Origin of the sequence: Pandoraea horticolens, from assembly GCF_902459555.1 — a bacterium.
In the GTDB taxonomy this organism is placed as follows: domain Bacteria; phylum Pseudomonadota; class Gammaproteobacteria; order Burkholderiales; family Burkholderiaceae; genus Pandoraea; species Pandoraea horticolens.
On record NZ_CABPSM010000011.1, the window covers coordinates 117,397 to 137,098 of the forward strand.

Sequence of the window (19,702 nt, forward strand, 5' to 3'; positions counted from 1 at the left end):
CCCTTGTGCTCGCGCCGGGGGCAGGGCGGCCGCCTCGAACAGGAAGACGAATGCTAGTGAATTGTGTGGCCTATGAGGATGGCCGCAAGATTGCCGACCTGAACCCCGATGAAATCTCGGATTATCTCGAACGCCCCCGTTGCTTCGTCTGGGTGGCGCTCAAGGACCCCGGTCCAGGCGAACTCGCGCAGATGCAGCATGAATTCGGCTTGCACGATCTCGCCGTCGAAGATGCGCAGCACGGTCACCAGCGTCCGAAAATCGAGCAGTACGGCGACTCGCTTTTCGCCGTGTTGCATGTGCTGAACAAAGACGCCGAAGGCGATTTCTCGACCGGCGAAGTGGCGATTTTCGCGGGACACAATTACGTGCTGTCGGTGCGCTCGAACGCCACGCAGGGGCTTGGCATCGTGCGTGCGCGTGCGGAGAGAGAGCCGTTGCTGTTGCGTCAGGGCTCGATCTTCGTACTCTATGCGCTCATGGACGCCATCGTCGACAGCTACTTCCCTGTGCTCGACGACCTCGAAGCACAACTCGAAGCGATCGAAGCGCAAATCTTCAAGCCGAACGAACCTTCGAAGGGCCGGGCGATCATCGAGGATCTCTATCAGCTCAAGCGCCGGCTCATCACACTTCAGCACGCTTGCGTGCCGCTGATGGAGGCCGTGAGCAAGCTGTTCGGTGCCATGGCCCCCAAGCTATGCGGCGGCATGCAGGAGTACTTCCGCGATGTGTTCGACCACCTTCAGCGCATTACGAAGAACATCGATTTACTGCGCGAAATGGTCACGACCGCGCTGTCGGTCAATCTGGGGATGATCTCGCTCTCGGAGAACGAGACGACCAAGCGGCTCGGGTCATTCGCCGCACTCTTCGCCGTGCCAACGATGATCGCGGGGATCTACGGCATGAACTTTGCCGATATCCCCGAGCTGAAATTTCAATATGGCTACCCAGTGTGCGTTGCGGTGATGATCCTCATCGACTCGGTGCTGTTCCTGAAATTCCGCAAGGCCGGCTGGTTATGACGTGCCACGCGATGCAAGTTCTGCTGAACGACGTTTCGTCGCGCTGAAGCCCGGCAGTTTATATGTCGGGCGCATGTCCTGAGGGGCACCGCTCGAAGGCTTGTTGCTGGCTGATATGGGCGCGGTGTCATTCTGGTCGACGACATCGCCAACGATAGCTCGGGCACGCCGGGAGAGCCGGCGCAGTTTGCTTGCGGCGTAACACTTCGGCATGGGTCTGGACGGGCAGGCCCATTGGCGGGCCATCTGTGCGCTGGTGCATCGCGTCGATTTGCTCGACGATCCGAGATTTGCCAACGCTCGCGAGCGAGCCCGTCATCGGGCCGCCCTGCGCGATGTGCTTGAAGCGGTGTTCGTGCTCGAAGATCGCGGGGTCTGGTCTGCCCGGCAGCACGCCGGGTGTTCCGGGCGCGAAACCGGCGAAAAGTCGCTGATTCTTTTCATCTTCCGATAATTTCATTAGTGTCGCCCATTTTTGCCCGGCAATCCGACACGATGGTGTTGGCATCATTGCCCATCTCGCCGCCTAACACACGCCTTTGCGCCCGACGGCCCCGCCGGGCGGGGCTTCTCGGATGTTTGTAATTTCTATATAATCCAGCGTCATAAGCATATGACTAATAGTGATTTGGATGACGGGTCACTTTCTGCCGGATTTCCGCCCATGTTCCCCGAACTCTCGAGTGCTTCGCCGATGGCCGCCTTGCTGGGCGCTGCGGTCGGTCTCGTATTGGGATTGACTGGTGCGGGCGGCGGGATTTTCGCTGTGCCCGCACTTGTCTTCGGCCTTGGATGGGGGGTGCCGCAGGCTGGGCCGGTCGCCTTGCTCGCTGTGGGTGTAAGCGCTGCCGTTGGCAGTGCTCAGGGCTTGCGTGCCGGACTCGTGCGCTACCGTGCTGCGGCGCTGATGGCCGGAATCGGCGTATGTGTTGCACCGCTCGGCGCATGGATGGAGCACCGCTTGCCCGAGCGTTGGCTCGTGGGGCTCTTCGCTGTCGCCATGCTCATCGTTGCCGCACGTATGTATCGTGCGTCGCGCGGTGGCGGTGCGAGTGCAGGCAAGGTGGCTGGCAACGGGGAGTCGGCCAACTGCCCGCCGTTGCCGCCGTGTCGTCTGAACCCCGCAACGGGGAGGTTGCATTGGACGCGGCGAGTCGCGGGCACGCTTGGCACGATCGGTGCGGTGTCGGGGTTCGCGTCCGGGCTGCTGGGGGTGGGCGGCGGATTTGTGATCGTCCCCGCGTTGCGGCGCTTCACCGATATCACGGTGCACGGCGTCGTGGCGACATCGCTTTTCGTCATTGCACTGATTTCTGCGGGAACCGTTGTCAACGCATGGTGGAACGGCATGCACCCAGGTACCCAGGGATGGATGTTCGTGGCAGGTGCCATCGTCGGCATGCTGCTCGGACGTGCTCTCGCACCGCGTCTCGCTGCATCGAAACTGCAGCGGCTTTTCTCAATGCTCATGGCTGCCGTCGCGCTTGGCATGTTTGCAAAAGCCTTTGGCGCCTGAAGTCTTCAGTAGTGCCGGGGCCATCCCGGGGCACTTACGACGTTCTCCAGAATCTCCACGTCATCCGAGTGACGCTCTGTATCCCGTGAATTTACGCGCCTTTTCGTGTACTGATGGCGGTTGACACGCGCGCGGCGTATTGAATGAATCTTTTGGTCATTCGTCTGTCCATTTAAACGTGGCATATGCGTGGGCGGTACGTGATTCGGGTTGTTTCCGCATAAAACCGCCGCATCTTGCGGGTGTCATGTGAGGTGCACCAGGTAATCCGCCTAATTTGATCTAGGATATTTCCTATAAGCAGATCCAAAACGGCTGGATTTTGTAGATTTATCCTATATTTCTGCTGGTCGCAAAACGACGCGTGACGTCGATGTGTCACGCAGCGAGGCGAGTGACTTTGCATTGATGACCACGACACACGTTGACTCTCTTCCGTCTTTCTTATGCCGTTGCCTGAGCGTGAGGCAAGTCACGGGGCGGCGCGCCGGCGTCACGCTGGCAAACCTGAGCGGTGTTGTTGCTATCGTCTTGCTCACGGGGTGTAGCGAGTACAAGGCGTCGGCGGCGACTGTATCGGGTGCGGCGAACGAGTCGGAAAGTACCGGCGCGTCGCTCGCCGAGGCTGTACAAACGGTGACGCCGCCGCGTGAAGTCGAAGTGCGAATGCGGCCGGTGGCGGCGGCGGTCGCGATGAGCGGCACGCCGCAAGTCGGCCGCGTAGTCAGTGGGACGTATCGATGGATGGCGGATTGGCCTGAGACCGGTACGGTGCATCTTTGGGAGGCGGCGTCCGGGCCGACACGCATTCGTGTTGTCGGACGAGCCCGCGAAATGATGCCGTCGGCAGGGTTGCGCGGTGTGCGTATTCGTTATTGCGTCAAACCGGTCATCGGCGAGGGAACCTCGCGACTCACGGGACATAAGACGTGCTCCGCGTGGACGACGGTAGACCATCCAAGAGCGGCTGAGGCCGCCGGGTAACGATCAGTGCCGGTGGATCGACCCCGGAGCGCGTGGCGGAGACGGCGATGCGTCGGACTGTCAGGTCCCGCAAAGGTCGCACAGTAACAAACGAGGTCACGCTTTCGTGACCAATGCGTGTGTCGACTCGACGCACATTCCTCTTTTGGGAAGCCATGACGCGTAGACACGGCGAAGGATCGCGCGCGCCCACGGCTGACTTCTTTTAAAAGGATTCTGCAAAATGATGGTAAAAATTCTTATCGCGGATGATCACCCGATTATCGCCTCCACGCTGCGTGAAATGCTCTCGCCGGACCCCGGCTTTCATGTGCTGCCCCCCGTTACCAACTCGACGGAACTCTTCAAGGCATTGGAGACCAATTCGGTCGATGTGCTGATTACCGACTACTGTATGCCCGGCGGGACCTTCGGTGATGGCCTGGTCATGATCAACCGCGTGCGCCGCAAATACCCAGACGTAAAGATCATCGTGTTCACGTCGATCGAACAGCCGGCCATCATCCACGCGCTCGACAGTTGCGGCGTGCTGGGGGTGATGACGAAGTCCGACGACCTGCGCGAAATCACCGTGTGCGTGGAGCGTTGCCGACGCGGCATGAGCTATCGCGGCGGGCGAGCCGAGCAGATTCTCGAAGAGCAGATGCGCCGCAAACCGACCGCGCGCCGTCCGCTGTCGCCCAAGGAAATGGAAGTGCTGCGTATGTATCTGGATGGCCTGAACGTGTCGCAGATTGCCGACGCACTCAAGCGTTCCGCCAAGACCATCAACAACCAGAAGCGGATGGCGATGAGTAAGCTCGGTTGCCGCACGGACATGGAGTTGTTCAAGCTCCACGTATCGAGCCCCGTACAGTTTTCGCGCGACGGCGAAGTCGAAGCGCCGAGTGCTGTCTGAGTTCGTCTCGATACCGGACGCTGGAGCCTATGACCGACAGAACGATGACGCGTGACATCGCGATTGCCGGCCGCCTGCTCCGTAGCGGCGGCCTGTTGGCATTGCTTTTCGGCTTGTCTGTCTGGGCTGCGGCAGTTTCCTATGGGTTGTTCGGCATGGTCTGGCAAGGTGCCCAGAAGACGGCGGCCTTTTTTTCGACCGTTGGCCATGAGGTTCGCGATGTCGAGATTTTCAACGAGCAGGCCAGCATCATGGCGCAAGCCACGCTGGCGAGTTCGGTTCGCCCCGGAGGCGTGACACAATCGCTTACCGATCGAATTCTGACGCCGCTGCTCGCGATGCCTGTCGGCACCGCAAAGCGCGTTTCCGGCGCAGGATGGGACGACGAATTCCAGATCGTCAAATTGGCAAATATCCCGCCCGAGCGTGCGGAGGTATTGGCACGACTCTCGCTCCGGCTCATGAATCTCGACGCCAATTTCTGGAGCGCGCTCGGCGGCCAGGATGAAACCTTCATCCTCTCTGCGGACGGCGCTTTTGCCGCGTATCGGACGGCCACCGACATGCCGGCCGTCAGCGCTGACGGTCTCGCGCGGGACGCGCAGACGATGCTCTCCGAGATCAACAAGGTCGAGCGTTACGCGGCGCGCGTGCATGCCGGCAACGACGGTCCGTTCTGGACCTACAACTACGAAAATTCCATCACGCACTCGACGGTCGTTTCGAGCTTCGTACCGATCCGCGATCTCGATGGGCATCTCATGCTCTATGTCGGCACCAGTATGGCGCCCGACAGGATCATTCCCCCTCGTCTGCGAACGTTAGAGCACACGGGCGAAGCGCTCCAACTGGTGTCGCCCGACGGGTTCGCCGTGGCGAGCGCCGGGGCACCGCTCTCACCCTTGGGACATCTGCGTACCCTTGTCACATTGCCGATGTTTGGCGATGCGCAAATGGTTTTGCGCTACGACGGTGAGCGCGTGGTTTTCGAGCGCCATCTCGCTTCGTCGCCATGGTATGTGCGCTATGCTGTACGGCCGATAGACCTGCTGCAGCAAAGCGCATCGTTATTTATCGGTGCCACGTTGCTGCTGTTTCTCTATGCGGCCGGGATCTTCGCGGGAATGCGCTACATGCGTCAGCGCATTATCGAACCTGCAAGTCGACGTACGACGGCACTTCTCGAGCGGGATGCCTTCACGCAAACACTGATCGAGACGGCCCCCGTCGGCATGGCGATCATCGATCCGTTCGAGCCGGCCGTGGTCATGAGCAATCCGGCGTACGCCGGCACTGTCGATCTGCTGCGGCAATTGGGCGACGGCGAGTTGGCGCGTATGTACCGGCAACTGCACAGCGGTGTGGTTGTGCGTCCGGTACGGCGCTTGCTGAGTGCGCTCGATGACGCCGGCGAGCGTCACTATGCGGTGAGCCTCGTTGATACGGTCTTTCGCGAGCAGCCGGTGCTGATCTGCACGCTGTCGGACGTCACCGAGCAACGCCGCTTTGAGCTTGAGCAACGCAAGGCGCGTCTTGCTGCCGAGAGTGCCAACCGCGCCAAGGACGTCTTCCTGACGACGGTAAGCCACGAAATGCGTACACCGCTGTATGGCACGCTGGCCTCGATCGAGCTGTTGAGCGCCCAGAATCTGGGCGACGAACATCGCTATTACGTTGATGTGATGGAAAGCTCGACGCGTAATCTGCTCGATCTCATCAACGATCTGCTCGACTACTCGCGAATTCAGGTTGGCCGTTTCGAGCTGAATTCCCGCGATTGCTCGCTCCTCAAGGAGCTTGAAGCGGTTGGCCTGTCGTTCACGGGGCGTGCGCGATTGCAGGGACTCACGCTCGACTGGATGATCGATCCTCAACTCGCTCGTCCAGTGCACACCGACGCCCTGCGGCTGGGGCAAGTCGTGACGAATCTCGTCGGCAACGCCATCAAATTCACGGAGAAAGGCCACGTTGCCTTCAGTGCGATGGTCACGCACGTCGACACGCAGGGCTGCGACGTGGTCTTTACGGTGAGCGATAGCGGTGTGGGGATTGCGGCGGCCGATCTGGCCGACTTGTTCCGGCCATTCGGCAAGAGCACCAATGAGACAGGCATGCAGCATGGCACCGGGCTGGGGCTGGCGATTTCGCATCAGTTTGTCGGTATGCTCGGCGGGGTATTGCAGGTCGAGAGTCAGGAAGGGGCGGGCACCACGATGCGCTTCTCGCTTCATCTGCCCTGGACACCGAAAAGCGAGTCGACGTTGGCTCCCCTGACGGGAGAGACGTTCGCCTATGTCAGCGTGCTTGTTCGCCGTCACTGGTATCTCGACGCGCTGATTCGCCGGGCCGGCTACGAGCCGGTCAGGTATGACGACGCCGTGACATGGTCCTCTGGTAGCGGCCGCGTGCAGGATGCAGGTCTGCTCATGTTCGCTGACGAGTGGCCGGTACGCGGCATGGCGGGGGCAGAGGTTTATCTGCTGCGTGCGACCCCTGTCGATCGCTTGGCCGGTAGCGCTTTCGCCTGGCCCCGCGACATTGCATTGTTCCAGCAGGCGGAGCTTTGGGACGCCCTTGGCACGGTGCCGTCGCCGGGGCATGGCGAGAGCGAACTGCCGGCCACGACGAGTGCGCGTGCGCGCGTCAAACCGCTTGCGGGTTGGTACGTGCTCGTGGCGGATGATCATCCGATCAGCGGCATGTTGCTGTCGCGCCAGTTGGAAGGGCTCGGGGCGATGGTCGATTGTTATCACGATCCGCGTGAGGCGCTGGAGGCGTTCGACGCGGAATCGCACATGCTGGTGATCACCGACGCCAACATGCCGCATCTCTCCGGGCATGCGTTGGCGACGGAAATCAAGGCACATGCGCCACACGTGCCGGTGGTGGCGGCGACGGCCGATGTCACGTTGCGTCACGACCGCGAGGCGAACTCCCCGTTCGACGCCGTCGTCTACAAGCCTGTCGATGCTCGTTCGTTGTTGCGTGTCATTGAACTGGTCCGGACTCGATATCCGTCGCTTTGCATCGAAATCGCGCCGCTACCTGCGTCATCCCGGCTGATTGAAGGCGCGCCCAAGGCATCGCCCGAAACGGCGTCGACGAAGGACTGGCGTTTGCCGCTTCCAGAGATGTTCGACACGTTCGTCAAGATTGCAGACCAGGACATCGCGAATTGCCGGGCGGCGCTTGCTGAACAGTCACGCGAGACGTTGCGTCACTCGGCGCATCGATTGCGAGGCGGTTTCATGGCGTTCGGCCTGAGTTCGCTGGCATCGCTCGCGGCACAGGTGGAGCATCTGGCGCCCCAGGCATCTGCAGGACAGATGGAAGCCGCGTTCGACGCCCTCGATGCTGCGTGGAATGACTGGTTGCGTTCCCAAGGGCAAGCCATCGTTAGCGACGCCTGATCGTGGGGGCCGGCGCTACCCCTCGCTACTCGACGAAGTGTTCCGATATCAACTGGCGCAGCCATTGATTCCCGGCGTCCTGGTGGTAGCGCCGGTGCCAGAACACGTTCGTTTGCAGCGCGGGAAGGCGAAGCGGTGGGGTGACGAACCGCAGCCCGAACGGCGCGGCCGCGCGTTCGGCAAACTTCTGCGGCACGGTGACCACCAGATCATTGGCACTCACGATATACGGCACGGCGATGAAGTGAGGAACCCAGAAATTCGCGTCAGCGCCGAAGCCCGCCTGCGCCAGCAGTTGATTGACGCGTGCATACGGGTTGTCACCGGTGGCAACAAACAGGTGGCGCGCCGCCTGAAACTCCACCAGTCCGGCATGGGGCGTGTCGAGCGCATGTCCGATGCGGAACATGCTCACGTATTGCTGACTGAATAGCCGGCGCTGAAAGAATGGCCCGGTGAGATCGTCGAAAGCCCCCACCGCAAGGTCAATGCGTCCCGCAGCCATCGCCTCCTTCAGGTCGGGCAGCGTCGCACGCACCGTATTGACACGTACACCAGGGGCCAGCCGCGTACAAAGATCGACGAGCACGGGCATGAAGTACACTTCCCCGACATCCGTCATGGCCAACGTGAATTCGCGCTGGCTGCTTGCAGGATCGAACGCCTCACGGTGATTGATTGCCCGGGAAATGCCGGCAAGGGCCGCAGACACCGGCTCTGCAAGCGCCTCGGCAAAGGGCGTAGGTTGCATTCCCGTGCCGGTGCGCGTGAATAGTTCGTCTTCGAATGTTTGCCGCAGGCGAGCCAATCCGTTACTCACGGCAGGTTGGGACAAACCCAACTCCCGCGCCGCCTGAGAAATGCTCCGATGCGTGAGCACAGCATGAAAGACGACCAGCAAGTTCAAATCGACGTCGCGTAAGGAAATCATGAGGCGGCGGTATTATTCGTATTGTGAATATAGTGGATTTATCTATTTATATCGCAAAATGTGGTCGCTTGTCGGACAATGATTCCATTCGAAATCAGGAGACGAGGCCATTCATGCGCCAAGCAGATCAGATTCAGGGGGAACTGGGCTATCTGTCCGGTTTTGCCAACGAGTTCGCGACTGAGGCGTTGCCCGGCGCGCTGCCTATCGGGCAGAATTCGCCGCAACGTGCGCCGTACGGCCTCTATGCGGAACAACTCTCGGGTACGGCGTTCACGGCACCGCGCGGGCATAACCGCCGCTCGTGGGTGTATCGCATTCGTCCCGCCGCCATGCACAAGCCGTTTACCGCCGTCGAGCAGTCGCGTTGGCTGAGCCGTTTCGACGACGTGCCCACGCCGCCGAACCAGATGCGCTGGGACCCGCTGCCGATGCCGGATGTGCCAACCGATTTCGTCGACGGGATGGTCACGATGGCCGGCAATGGCAGCCCGGACGCCGCGCATGGTTGCGGCATTCATCTGTACGCAGCCAATAAGTCGATGGAAGGCCGTTTCTTCTACGACGCCGATGGCGAACTGCTGATCGTGCCGCAGGAAGGGCGTTTGCGCATCGCGACGGAATTCGGCGTGCTCGACGTGGAGCCTTATGAAATCGTCGTGCTGCCGCGTGGCGTGCGCTTCCGTGTCACGCTGCTCGATGGTCGTGCGCGTGGCTACGTGTGCGAGAACTATGGCGCGTTGTTCCGTCTGCCGGATCTGGGCCCCATCGGCTCGAACGGCCTTGCGAATCCGCGCGACTTCCTCACGCCGGTTGCGGCCTATGAGGATGCCGAAGGCGACTTCGAACTGGTGGCGAAATTCGCCGGTGCGTTGTGGCGCGCCGATATCGGTCACTCGCCTCTCGATATCGTGGCATGGCACGGCAACTACGCGCCGTACAAGTACGATCTGCGCCGCTTCAACACCATCGGATCTATCAGCTATGACCACCCGGATCCGTCGATCTTCCTGGTGTTGCAATCGCAGAGCAACGCGCCGGGCGTCGACGACATCGACTTCGTGATCTTCCCGCCGCGCTGGCTGGCGATGGAAAACTCGTTCCGTCCGCCCTGGTTCCACCGCAACATCGCCAGCGAGTTCATGGGCCTCATTCACGGCGTGTACGACGCCAAGGCCGAGGGTTTCGTGCCGGGCGGCGCGAGCCTGCACAACTGCATGTCCGGTCACGGCCCCGATGCGGACACGTTCGAGAAAGCCTCTGCGGCCGACACGAGCAAGCCGCATAAGGTCGACGCGACGATGGCCTTCATGTTCGAGACACCGGCGGTCATTCGTCCGACGCGCTTCGCGCTGGAGACCAAGCAACTGCAGGACAACTACTACACTTGCTGGCAAGGGCTGAAGAAGCACTTCGATCCGAACCAGAAATAAGTGGCCTTCGCGCCACGACTTCACTGATTTCCGAAACGGCCGGCCCCGCGCACCCGATGCACAGGGCCGGCCGACGCGTTACCTCGAACAAGGAATTTCGCATGTCTGCACTCCCGCAAAGCTGGGTCGCGTCCGCCAACACCGGTGTGACGGACTTCCCGTTGCAAAACCTGCCATATGGCGTGTTCAGCACCGCGTCGAAATCGACGCCGCGCGTTGGCGTCGCCATTGGCGACCAGGTGCTCGATCTGGCCGCGCTCGAAGCCGCCGGTGTGCTCAAGGCCGCCGATACGGCCGTCTTCGCTCAGCCTTCCATCAACGCGTTCGTGTCGCTGGGGAGTGTTGCCTGGCGTGTCACGCGTGCTCGACTGACATCGCTTCTCGCGGCGGATGGCGACGGCGCGCTGCGCGATAACGCTTCGCTGCGTGCTCAAGCACTCGTGCCACTGGCAGATGCCACGCTGCACTTGCCCGTACAGGTGCCGGGTTACACCGATTTCTATTCGTCGAAAGAACACGCGACCAACGTGGGCTCGATGTTCCGTGATCCGGCCAACGCGCTGCTGCCGAACTGGCTGGAAATCCCCATCGGCTATAACGGCCGCGCCAGCTCGGTGGTTGTGAGCGGCACGCCGATTCATCGTCCGAACGGACAGATCAAGTTGCCCGACCAGCCGCGTCCGATTTTCGACGGCTGCCGCAAGCTCGACTTCGAACTCGAAACCGGCTTCATCGTCGGTCGCGATACGTCGCTGGGCGAGTCCCTGAGTGTGGATGCCGCCGAAGCGGCCATCTTCGGGATGGTGGTGCTCAACGACTGGTCGGCACGCGATCTGCAGCAGTGGGAATACGTGCCGCTCGGTCCGTTCAACGCGAAGACGTTCGGCACGTCCATTTCGCCGTGGATCGTGACGATGGAAGCCCTTGAGCCGTTCCGCGTTGCCGGTCCGGAGCAAGACCCGCAACCGCTGTCGTACCTGCAACAGCAGGGCAAGCACGCCTTCGACATCCAACTGGAAGTCTTTCTGCAAGCCGATGGCGACGCGCAGCCGACGTCCATCTGCCGTACCAATTTCCGCCACATGTACTGGAGCATGGCCCAGCAGCTCGCGCACCATACAGTCTCGGGCTGCAATGTGCGCGTTGGCGACCTGATGGGCTCCGGCACGATAAGCGGCCCGACGCCGGATTCGTTCGGCAGCCTGCTCGAACTGACCTGGAACGGCAAGAACCCGATCACGCTCGCCAGCGGGGCGAAACGCACGTTCATCGACGATGGCGACACCGTCGTAATGGCGGGCTGGTGTCAAGGTGACGGCTACCGTGTCGGCTTCGGTGAAGTCTCGGGCAAGATTCTGCCGGCGAAGGCTCGATAAGCGCCGGTCGGCGCGGTGTCCCGGCGTGTGCCGGGGACACCGACTCAAGCACGCACAACGCGTCGTGCCGGTTCTCCGGACGGCGCGTTTGTCATTTGCGGGTCCGGCAGTGTCTCGTGCTCGCCGTGGTCGCCCGGGTGCGATGACGGCAAGCGCTGCCACCAGGCATCGATGCGGCTAACCATCAGGCTGGCGGTAACGCGGCAGCGTGTGGGCGTGTAGGCGAGTTCATTGCCAACCCTGCGTAACAGGGGAGGATCGCCAAGACGGGCGCGGCGCGGCACGCGCAGCGAGCGCTGCGCGGGCGCCTGGGGTGGATGGGCGGATGCGGCGTGTGGCATTTGATATCTCCCGGAATCGCGTGAATACGGGAGATATTTAGCCATGCGGCGGCGGGGAGCGACAGGTGAAGCCGTCCGAAAAATATGTCCGGTTTGCGTGACAGGGCCGTGTCGCACAGCGCGGGGATCAAGCCCGTTTGTCCCCGGGGGGGGCCGACACCTTCGCCGGGGAATCAACGGGCGGTGCCACATCCGGCGTGGCGGGCGCTGCCGGTGGGGTCCCGCTGGGCACCATCGGGGAACGGCTCAGTCCTTCGTTGATCCATGCGCTCAGCAACGTGTAGGTCACTGCAAGAATCACAGGGCCGACAAACAGGCCGACGATGCCGAACGTCAGCATCCCGCCGAGCACACCCGCGAGAATCAACGTCATCGGCAAATCTGCGCCGCGGCGGATGAGCATTGGACGCATCACGTTATCCAGCATGCCGATGAATACTGACAGCACCAGCAGCAGCGTGGCGAGTGTCGGACTGTCCTGCCAGTAAAGCCATGCAACGCTCGAGAGCAGCACAGGGAATGGGCCGATCTGTGCAATACACAGCACCAGCATCAGGGCCGTCAGGAAGCCCGACAGCGGCACGCCCGTCAGCCAGAGTCCCAGGCCGCCGAGCAGCGACTGCGTTACCGCCGTGACCACGATGCCGAGCGCCACCGCACGAATCGACATGCCCGCAAGCCGTACCGATTCCTCTCCGCGATCGCCGCCGAGGCGTCTTGCTATGCGAATCAGTGCCCGCGCCGCGCGCTCACCCTGCATGAAGAGAATGCCGGAGATGATCAGAGTGAGCCCGAGATGAACCACGAGCAGACCGACGGAGCCCAGCTTTGAGAATCCCCAGGAAGCGGCCTTGACGGCATAGGGCTGAATCTTGGCGACGAGACCGCCGGGACCGGCGGCCGCCAGTGCCTGCCACTCGTCGCTGGCGCGTTGACCGATCACCGGGATGCGGGTGAGCCAGTCGGGCGGCATCGGGAGGCCGCGTTGCCCGATGGAATGCACCTGGTTGCTGATGTCGGACGCGTGTCCGATCAGCGTGCCGATGGCGGCAGACAACGGTGCGACAACGATCACCAGCATGCCGACGATCATGACCGTGGTGGCAAGCCATCGTTTGCCCCACAGGCGCCGTTGCAGACCGACGAGCAACGGCCAGGTGGAGGCGACAATCGTCACTGCCCAGATAAATGCCGGCAGAAAGGGGAGCAGTACCCATAGCGTACCGATCATCAGCGCACTGAGGACGAGGATGATCAGCAGGTTACGGGCGAGTTCGCTCGGGGTCGTGGAAAGCATGGGTGCTCCGGCAGACAGAGGGGGAGAACGCGTGTCACCACGCGTCCGGCAGTACGTGTTCGCACACGATGCGAGGGAAACACGATGCCACGCCGTGGCGGGCACGGCAAGTGCGTCGCGCCGGTACCTTACAGCGGCGTCGATTGCTCTGTGTCGTCGTCGGTACGATCAGGCGGGAGGCTACGCCACCGAGGGAGGTCCCTCGGCCGGCAAAGCGCATCGGGTACCGTCGTCGTACCGTGCCGCCGGGCGCCGGTTGGCTGGGCGGGGGAGCGAGGCGCATCGTCGGCACGGCGACCGGAGGCCGCCGGCGCAGCGGCGCCTGCCGCATGCGTTTCGGGAAAGGTGAACGACGTTCCCTCCGTCGTGTTGTTGTTCACCTCGTCAGTGCCCGGGCTGCCTGGGCTGTCGAGGTGCGATGGGGACGAATTTCCCGACGATACGCCCGAGTCGTCAACCGTGACGACCGTGCTGGTACTGATCTTCTGTTGCGGCGCGCGCCGTTCGTGCGCAGTGCGAATGTCTTCGCGTTGTGCAGCGGTCTGGCTTATCGAGAATATGAGGCCGATGACGCCGTACAGGACGTCAAGGACCGCGAAAACATGGGCTTCCTCTGCCACTGTCGGGGAGTGAGGATCGGAGGCGGGCAGCGTCACGTTGCGAGCATCGTAGTCCTCGGCAAATGGCGTGTCGTCGGCGTTGCCGTGGGCGTGAGCCGCATAATCGCCCATCCACGCGAGATAGTAGAACGTAAGCGTCAGCGCAAACCAGATGAGTCTGGGCGGGGTGGATTGAAGCATGGCGGACAAATCGTGAAAGAACGCGCCGACGCTCTCCCGCTGGCCTACCGGAGCAGGCTCGCGTCCCACGGCTTCGATCAGTTCCGCGAAGTTGTTTTGCGTGAGGACTTGCAGGCCGGCACTGTGCCGCGTCACTCCCAACTGATGAATGATAGGGAGCAGCAGGAGGCCCGGCATCGGTGCCAGCGGAATCTCAAGGGCCGCGTGCAGCGTGTCGCCGAAGCGCCGCGTGAAAATGCCTGGCGCGAAGCGGGACACGATACGTTCGATGCCGTAGCGGGCCCCGTTGCGCAGAACCCCGTAGCAAAAGACAAAACCGAGCACCTGCGCAAAAGCCGCGCGGTAAGGCGTGGCGAGGATCGCGCTCAAGCCTTCCAGTCCCGGTGCCGGCGTCGTGCGTACGATCTGGTTCTGGTACTGCACTTGAGTGGCGTTGAAGCCGGCCATGCCCAGCAAGTTGATCAGAACGACGCCCAGCGCAGCCAATGGCGGCCATAGCCACGCCTGCGAGCGCGTAGGGTCCGTCGATTCCGCAAGGAGCGATACGAGGGCGGAGCCGACGGCGAAGGGCATGGCATCGCGCAGCGTGCCGATATAGAACGAACGCCACGAAAAGCCGGGTCGTTGTTCGCGCAACAGCACCTCGAGGCGCTCGCTCACGTCCGCCACATCGAATCCGTGATGCGCCAGCATCCGGGCATGCCTGTGCAGATGTGTGTGCAATGTGTCATGCCACGGGTGCGCCGCTGAATTGACGGGGGCTTGCAGGGTGTCGTCAGACCATCCCTGTCTGAGTTGTTCAAGGGCGTCTTGCCATCGGTCCGATGCAGGTGCCGTTCCCATGGCACGCAGCGCCGGTACGGCGACGTCCTGCCAAAGCACATCGAAAATGCGCCGCGCGCGATCGGCGCCGTAGCCCGTGAACATATCGATGGCAAAGACGGGGGTGTCGACCGTCGAGGTCCGCGAAGACGGGGCGGCGGGGGCGGACGATCGGCGACCGGCGAATACCGGAGCGAGTGCCGCTGGCTCCCGGAGCGCACCACCGCCGCTGCGAGCTTGCGCCTGTGCCAATAGCCATGGCAACGCGTTAGCCGTCACACTGGCCTGAGCCGCCGCTTGCTGAGCGCGAGCGAAGTCCTCGGCAAGTGGCGTTACGGGTTCATGTCGTTGCGATTCGTGTGCTGAAGGGGTAGCGGTGGTGGAGCTATGGGAGGACCAGCAAGAGGAGCATCCGTAGGGCATGGCGTCGATAGCAGGACTCGGCCGAAGGCGAGGTGCCGGGCCGCGGTCGTGAAAAGGCGAAATGAAGCGGGCGATGCTACGCGCATCCGTTCACCGCGACCACGCTTGGACAGCCGTTTGAAGTCGTTAATTCGCGATGCTGCGTAGCGGCATCGCTCCTGTCGCCACCGATTCAGCGGATACCCAACGTCCTGCGCGCCGGGCATTGCGCATCGTGTGTCACCGATCAGGCGTCGGGCACCACCATCACCCCGGCGCGCAAGCCGTTCTCGACGTTGGGGTTCGGAAACACGATGCGCTCTTCGGGGTGCGACACCGTGTAAGTGTTCTCACCGTCACGTGCCAACACGGTACCTGCGGCGTAGGGTGTGAAATTTGGCGTATCGGCAGGAACGTCGAGAACGAAAGCGTCGGTGTGGCGCACGATTTCGGCGGCCACACGAAAGCGTTGCGTATGCAGGACCTTGCCATCGTCGCGCAGGCCCATCTCGCCGCCGCAGAGCCAGCGTCGCAGCGCTGCGTCGATGCCGGCGAAGTCCGCCAGACGGTTCTGCCCGAACGGCGCCACCTTGCCGAGTTCGAGCGTGCAGCTCTCGGCGCCAAATCGCGCATATGTGTAATACGAAAACGTGACGGACGGCTGCTCGGTGCGCATCACCGCCTCGATGTCGGCGGCGGCGAGCGTATCGATCCAGTCGTCGCTCGGCGGGTGCTGCGGGGTGCCGGGTACGACCGCAAAGCGCGAAAAGAGCGATGCGCGAATCGCGGTGTGCATATCGACATGCCGGCGCAGGCGGTGCACGCCGTCCCCCCCCGCGAAGAATTGCGCCACGATCACTTCGAGTTCGCGGGCGCGCTGCACGGCGGGCGACTCGGCACGTTTCGCGTGGGCGCCATGGAACAGACGATTCAGGTCGTACTCGAGATATCGCTTGCCGGCACGCACGGCGTCCGGGTTGCCGAGAATGACGAGCACCCGCTCGCGCAACGTCAGGCGAGCGTCTGCGATGTCGCGCAGAATGCCGTCGACGATTTCGATGGGGGCGGTTTCGTCGCCGTGAATGCCACACGACAGGACGGCGTCGAAGCGGCCGCCTTGTGACTTCCCCGCCTTGTCGGTGGTGCCGTTCGCGTCGGCTGGCGTGAGTTCGAGCACGCCCTCGGCGTGCCGTTGCCAGCGTACGCCGCACGGATCGATGCCTTCGTCGTGGTGAGTGTCGCGCGATTCGCGCACATCGCTTAGCCAGTGGCGCAGGGCCGAACGATTGGCGTCGGTCATGATGAGATATCTCCAAAAACGCAGATTCGTATTCTATGCGTGTCGCTCGCGTGACCGTTACATGACTTCGCCGATGCCCTGTAACGCCCTGTTTACGGGGTTCCGCCGGGGCGTTGGACGCAAGCGCATTGTTCCGTCTGTCGAATCCGTGTCATCATGATCCGCATCGCACGCCGTTCCATCGGGCGTGGCCTCCGGGATTGTCGTTCATGACCGATCTGTACATCGAAGGTGTCTGGCGCACCGCCAAAGGTGCAGAATTCCGTTCGCTCGATCCCATGTCGGGCGACACAGTGTGGAAGGGCTGCGCGGCCGACGCGACCGATGTCGACGCCGCGGTGCAGGCTGCCCGTCGCGCGCAGCGAGATTGGGCGCGGCGACGTGCCGATGAGCGTCTGGCAGTGTTGCAGCGTTTCGCGGCCATCGTGAACGAAAAAACCGAAGCGCTTGCCGACGCCATCGGCCGGGAGACCGGCAAACCCTTGTGGGAAGCGCGTACCGAAGTGGCGACGATGTCCGCCAAGGTCGCCAATTCGGCCAAAGCGTATCTGGAGCGCGCCGGCGAGCGGCGCAACGCGATGGCGGATGGACAGAACGTCGTCCGCCATCGGGCGCACGGCGTGATGGCTGTCTTCGGACCCTACAACTTCCCTGGCCATTTGCCCAATGGGCACATCGTTCCCGCTCTGCTCGCGGGCAACACCGTTGTTTTCAAGCCGAGCGAACTTGCGCCCGGGGTAGCCGGGCGCACCCTCCAATGCTGGATCGAAGCAGGCCTGCCGCCGGGCGTGCTGAATCTCGTGCAGGGCGGGCGCGACACCGGGGCGGCGCTCGCAGCGCACGACGATATCGACGGGTTGTGCTTTACCGGCAGCTCCGCCACCGGCCGTGTGCTGCATCAGCAGTTCGCCGGGCGGCCGGGCAAGATCCTCGCGCTGGAGATGGGCGGCAACAATCCGCTGATTGTCGATGCCCCCGCCAATATCGACGCCGCGGTGCATGTGACTATCCAGTCCGCCTTTCTCTCGGCGGGACAGCGATGCACCTGTGCACGACGCCTGCTCGTGCCGCGCGGACCGCAAGGCGATGCCTTCATTGATCGGTTGACGTTCGTGGCGCAACGCATCAGCGTGGGACGTTACGACGCCGAGCCGCAGCCGTTCATGGGCGCGGTGGTGTCGTTGCAGGCGGCGCACCGCATGACCGCCGCGCAAGCCGATCTCATGGCGCTCGGTGGCCGCGTTATCCTGCCGCTCAGTCAACCGGACGGCCGGTCCGCGTTGCTGACGCCAGGGTTGATCGACGTGACGGCGATTGCCGCGCGCGACGCACTGCCTGACGACGAGTATTTCGGCCCGTTGCTGCAAGTGCTGCGCTACGACACGTTCGAGGAGGCCATCGCGCTCGCCAATCGCACGCGCTACGGACTGGCCGCCGGGTTGCTCTGCGACGATCCGGCGCGTTACGAGCAGTTTCTTGCGCAGATCCGTGCGGGGGTCGTCAATTGGAACCGGCCGACGACGGGGGCAGCGGGCGCGGCGCCGTTCGGCGGTATCGGTGAGTCCGGCAACCACCGGCCCAGCGCGTGGTACGCGGCGGATTACTGTGCTTACCCCATCGCGTCGATGGAAAGCGAGCGTGTGGCGATGCCCGAACACCTCAGCCCTGGACTGGACTTTGGCGCGTCCTGACGGTGGTATCGACCGGATTTGTATTCTGCTTTCTCAGGAACTGACATGACGCGTATTGCCTTGGAAGCCAACTTCGACGGATTGGTCGGCCCCACTCACAACTATGCCGGTTTGTCGTTCGGCAACGTTGCCTCGGCGAACAACGCCAATCGCGTCTCGAACCCTCGCGAGGCGGCGCTCCAAGGCCTTGCAAAGATGAAGGCGCTGGCCAATCTCGGCTACGCACAGGGTGTATTGCCCCCGCAAGAGCGTCCGTCGGTCGCGTTGCTGCGCACGCTTGGGTTTTCCGGCGACGACCACGCGGTCATCCGCGAGGCGGCCCGCACCGCACCGGCAGTGCTCGGTGCGGCCTGTTCGGCAGCGAGCATGTGGACGGCCAACGCCGCCACTGTCAGCCCGTCGGCGGATACCGCCGACGGCCGGGTGCATTTCACGGCGGCGAATCTGTGCAGCAAGTTGCACCGCGCTATCGAGCACGACACCACGTCGCGCGTGCTGCGCGCCGCATTCCCCGACGAGACGCAGTTCGCGCATCACAACGCATTGCCGGGCTGGCCGTCCTTGGGGGATGAGGGTGCGGCAAATCACACGCGGTTTTGCGGGGCATACGGTGAGCGGGGCGTCGAGTTCTTCGTCTACGGCCGGGATGACCTTGCAAGCGCCCCGGCGCCGCGCCGGTTTCCCGCACGTCAGACGTTGCAGGCGAGTCAGGCGATTGCCCGTCTGCACGGACTGGCCGACGAGGACGTGGTGTTTGCCCAGCAGCATCCCGACGCGATCGACGCCGGCGTCTTCCATAACGATGTGATCGCCGTAGGCAATGGCAACGTGCTGTTTTGCCACGCACTGGCGTTCGTCGATCAGGCGGCAGTACTCGCAACGCTGCGCGATCGGCTGGCTGCCAGAGGGACTCAACTGGAGGTGATCGAGGTGTCCGCCACGGACATCTCGATCGAGGACACCATCGGCAGCTACCTTTTCAACAGCCAGTTGCTCGCCCGGACTGCGGAAGCGGGCGGTGGAATGCGGTTGGTGGTCCCGCAGGAGTGTCGCGAACGTCCGGCCGTATGGCGTTACCTCGAGTCGCTGGTGGCCGGCGGCGGCCCGATTCGTGAGCTACAGGTGTTCGATCTGCGCGAGAGCATGCGCAATGGCGGCGGCCCCGCATGTCTGCGGCTGCGGGTGGTGCTGACCGAAGCGGAGCGCAAGGCAACGCACGCAGGACTGTGGATCGACGATGCACGTTATGCGACGCTCACCGGCTGGGTGAAGCGCCACTATCGTGACCGGCTGTCGGTGAGCGATCTGGCCGATCCGGCATTGCTCGACGAATGCCGCACCGCCCTCGACGAACTCACACGGTTACTTGGCCTGGGTAGTCTTTACCCGTTCCAGCGCGACGTTTGAGCGCAACCCGCCAACCGGCGCAGGCGCCGTGCGGTGGTTACTTCCTATTCATAACGAAAGGAGTCG

General features: G+C 62.8%; 15 protein-coding genes. 9 read left to right on the forward strand and 6 right to left on the reverse strand.

What is annotated here, in order from left to right:
- Nucleotides 1-50 precede the first annotated feature (50 nt).
- A complete protein-coding gene (gene corA, locus PHO31112_RS18040) occupies nucleotides 51-1,028 on the forward strand; it encodes a magnesium/cobalt transporter CorA (RefSeq protein ID WP_150621736.1) in 978 nt (325 codons plus the stop codon).
- Nucleotides 1,029-1,155: 127 nt separating this feature from the next.
- Here corA and PHO31112_RS27710 read toward each other — a convergent pair whose 3' ends face one another.
- Nucleotides 1,156-1,488 (reverse strand): hypothetical protein, encoded by a 333-nt coding sequence (locus tag PHO31112_RS27710; RefSeq protein WP_246178343.1) that lies wholly within the window; start codon nucleotides 1,486-1,488, stop codon nucleotides 1,156-1,158.
- Nucleotides 1,489-1,692: 204 nt separating this feature from the next.
- Between PHO31112_RS27710 and PHO31112_RS18050 the strand changes: the two genes are divergently transcribed.
- From PHO31112_RS18050 to PHO31112_RS18065, 4 genes are all read left to right on the forward strand, one after another.
- Nucleotides 1,693-2,544, forward strand: a complete 852-nt coding sequence (locus PHO31112_RS18050) for a sulfite exporter TauE/SafE family protein (RefSeq protein ID WP_246178345.1) — start codon at nucleotides 1,693-1,695, stop codon at nucleotides 2,542-2,544.
- A gap of 462 nt (nucleotides 2,545-3,006) precedes the next feature.
- A complete protein-coding gene (locus tag PHO31112_RS18055; RefSeq protein ID WP_150621738.1) occupies nucleotides 3,007-3,528 on the forward strand; it encodes a hypothetical protein in 522 nt (173 codons plus the stop codon).
- A 223-nt stretch (nucleotides 3,529-3,751) separates the two neighbouring features.
- Nucleotides 3,752-4,426, forward strand: a complete 675-nt coding sequence (locus PHO31112_RS18060) for a response regulator (protein ID WP_039365914.1) — start codon at nucleotides 3,752-3,754, stop codon at nucleotides 4,424-4,426.
- Nucleotides 4,427-4,470: 44 nt separating this feature from the next.
- Nucleotides 4,471-7,836 carry a hybrid sensor histidine kinase/response regulator gene (locus PHO31112_RS18065; protein WP_174995774.1) on the forward strand — a complete coding sequence of 1,122 codons (3,366 nt, stop codon included), beginning with the start codon at nucleotides 4,471-4,473 and terminating at the stop codon, nucleotides 7,834-7,836.
- A gap of 25 nt (nucleotides 7,837-7,861) precedes the next feature.
- Here PHO31112_RS18065 and PHO31112_RS18070 read toward each other — a convergent pair whose 3' ends face one another.
- Nucleotides 7,862-8,767, reverse strand: coding sequence for a LysR family transcriptional regulator (locus PHO31112_RS18070; RefSeq protein WP_150621740.1), 906 nt, complete (start codon nucleotides 8,765-8,767; stop codon nucleotides 7,862-7,864).
- 113 nt (nucleotides 8,768-8,880) lie between these two features.
- Here PHO31112_RS18070 and hmgA point away from each other — a divergent pair, with 113 nt between their 5' ends.
- Nucleotides 8,881-10,200 carry a homogentisate 1,2-dioxygenase gene (gene hmgA / locus PHO31112_RS18075; protein WP_150621741.1) on the forward strand — a complete coding sequence of 440 codons (1,320 nt, stop codon included), beginning with the start codon at nucleotides 8,881-8,883 and terminating at the stop codon, nucleotides 10,198-10,200.
- A gap of 101 nt (nucleotides 10,201-10,301) precedes the next feature.
- Nucleotides 10,302-11,576, forward strand: coding sequence for a fumarylacetoacetase (gene fahA / locus PHO31112_RS18080; protein WP_150621742.1), 1,275 nt, complete (start codon nucleotides 10,302-10,304; stop codon nucleotides 11,574-11,576).
- Between the two features lie 44 nt (nucleotides 11,577-11,620).
- Here fahA and PHO31112_RS18085 read toward each other — a convergent pair whose 3' ends face one another.
- The 4 genes from PHO31112_RS18085 to astE all read right to left on the reverse strand — a co-directional run bounded on the left by PHO31112_RS18085 (nucleotide 11,621) and on the right by astE (nucleotide 16,538).
- Entirely contained in the window at nucleotides 11,621-11,917 is a 297-nt protein-coding gene (locus tag PHO31112_RS18085) for a hypothetical protein (protein ID WP_150621743.1), read from the reverse strand.
- Nucleotides 11,918-12,044: 127 nt separating this feature from the next.
- Entirely contained in the window at nucleotides 12,045-13,214 is a 1,170-nt protein-coding gene (ydiK, locus tag PHO31112_RS18090) for an AI-2E family transporter YdiK (protein ID WP_150621744.1), read from the reverse strand.
- Nucleotides 13,215-13,342: 128 nt separating this feature from the next.
- On the reverse strand, nucleotides 13,343-15,100 hold the full coding sequence (locus PHO31112_RS18095) for a hypothetical protein (protein WP_150621745.1): 1,758 nt from the start codon (nucleotides 15,098-15,100) through the stop codon (nucleotides 13,343-13,345).
- 385 nt (nucleotides 15,101-15,485) lie between these two features.
- Nucleotides 15,486-16,538: a succinylglutamate desuccinylase gene (gene astE / locus PHO31112_RS18100; RefSeq protein ID WP_150621746.1), complete on the reverse strand. Its 1,053-nt coding sequence runs from the start codon at nucleotides 16,536-16,538 to the stop codon at nucleotides 15,486-15,488.
- 209 nt (nucleotides 16,539-16,747) lie between these two features.
- Here astE and astD point away from each other — a divergent pair, with 209 nt between their 5' ends.
- Entirely contained in the window at nucleotides 16,748-18,229 is a 1,482-nt protein-coding gene (gene astD, locus PHO31112_RS18105) for a succinylglutamate-semialdehyde dehydrogenase (protein WP_150621747.1), read from the forward strand.
- A 45-nt stretch (nucleotides 18,230-18,274) separates the two neighbouring features.
- A complete protein-coding gene (gene astB, locus PHO31112_RS18110; protein ID WP_150621748.1) occupies nucleotides 18,275-19,636 on the forward strand; it encodes an N-succinylarginine dihydrolase in 1,362 nt (453 codons plus the stop codon).
- Nucleotides 19,637-19,702: the final 66 nt, after the last annotated feature.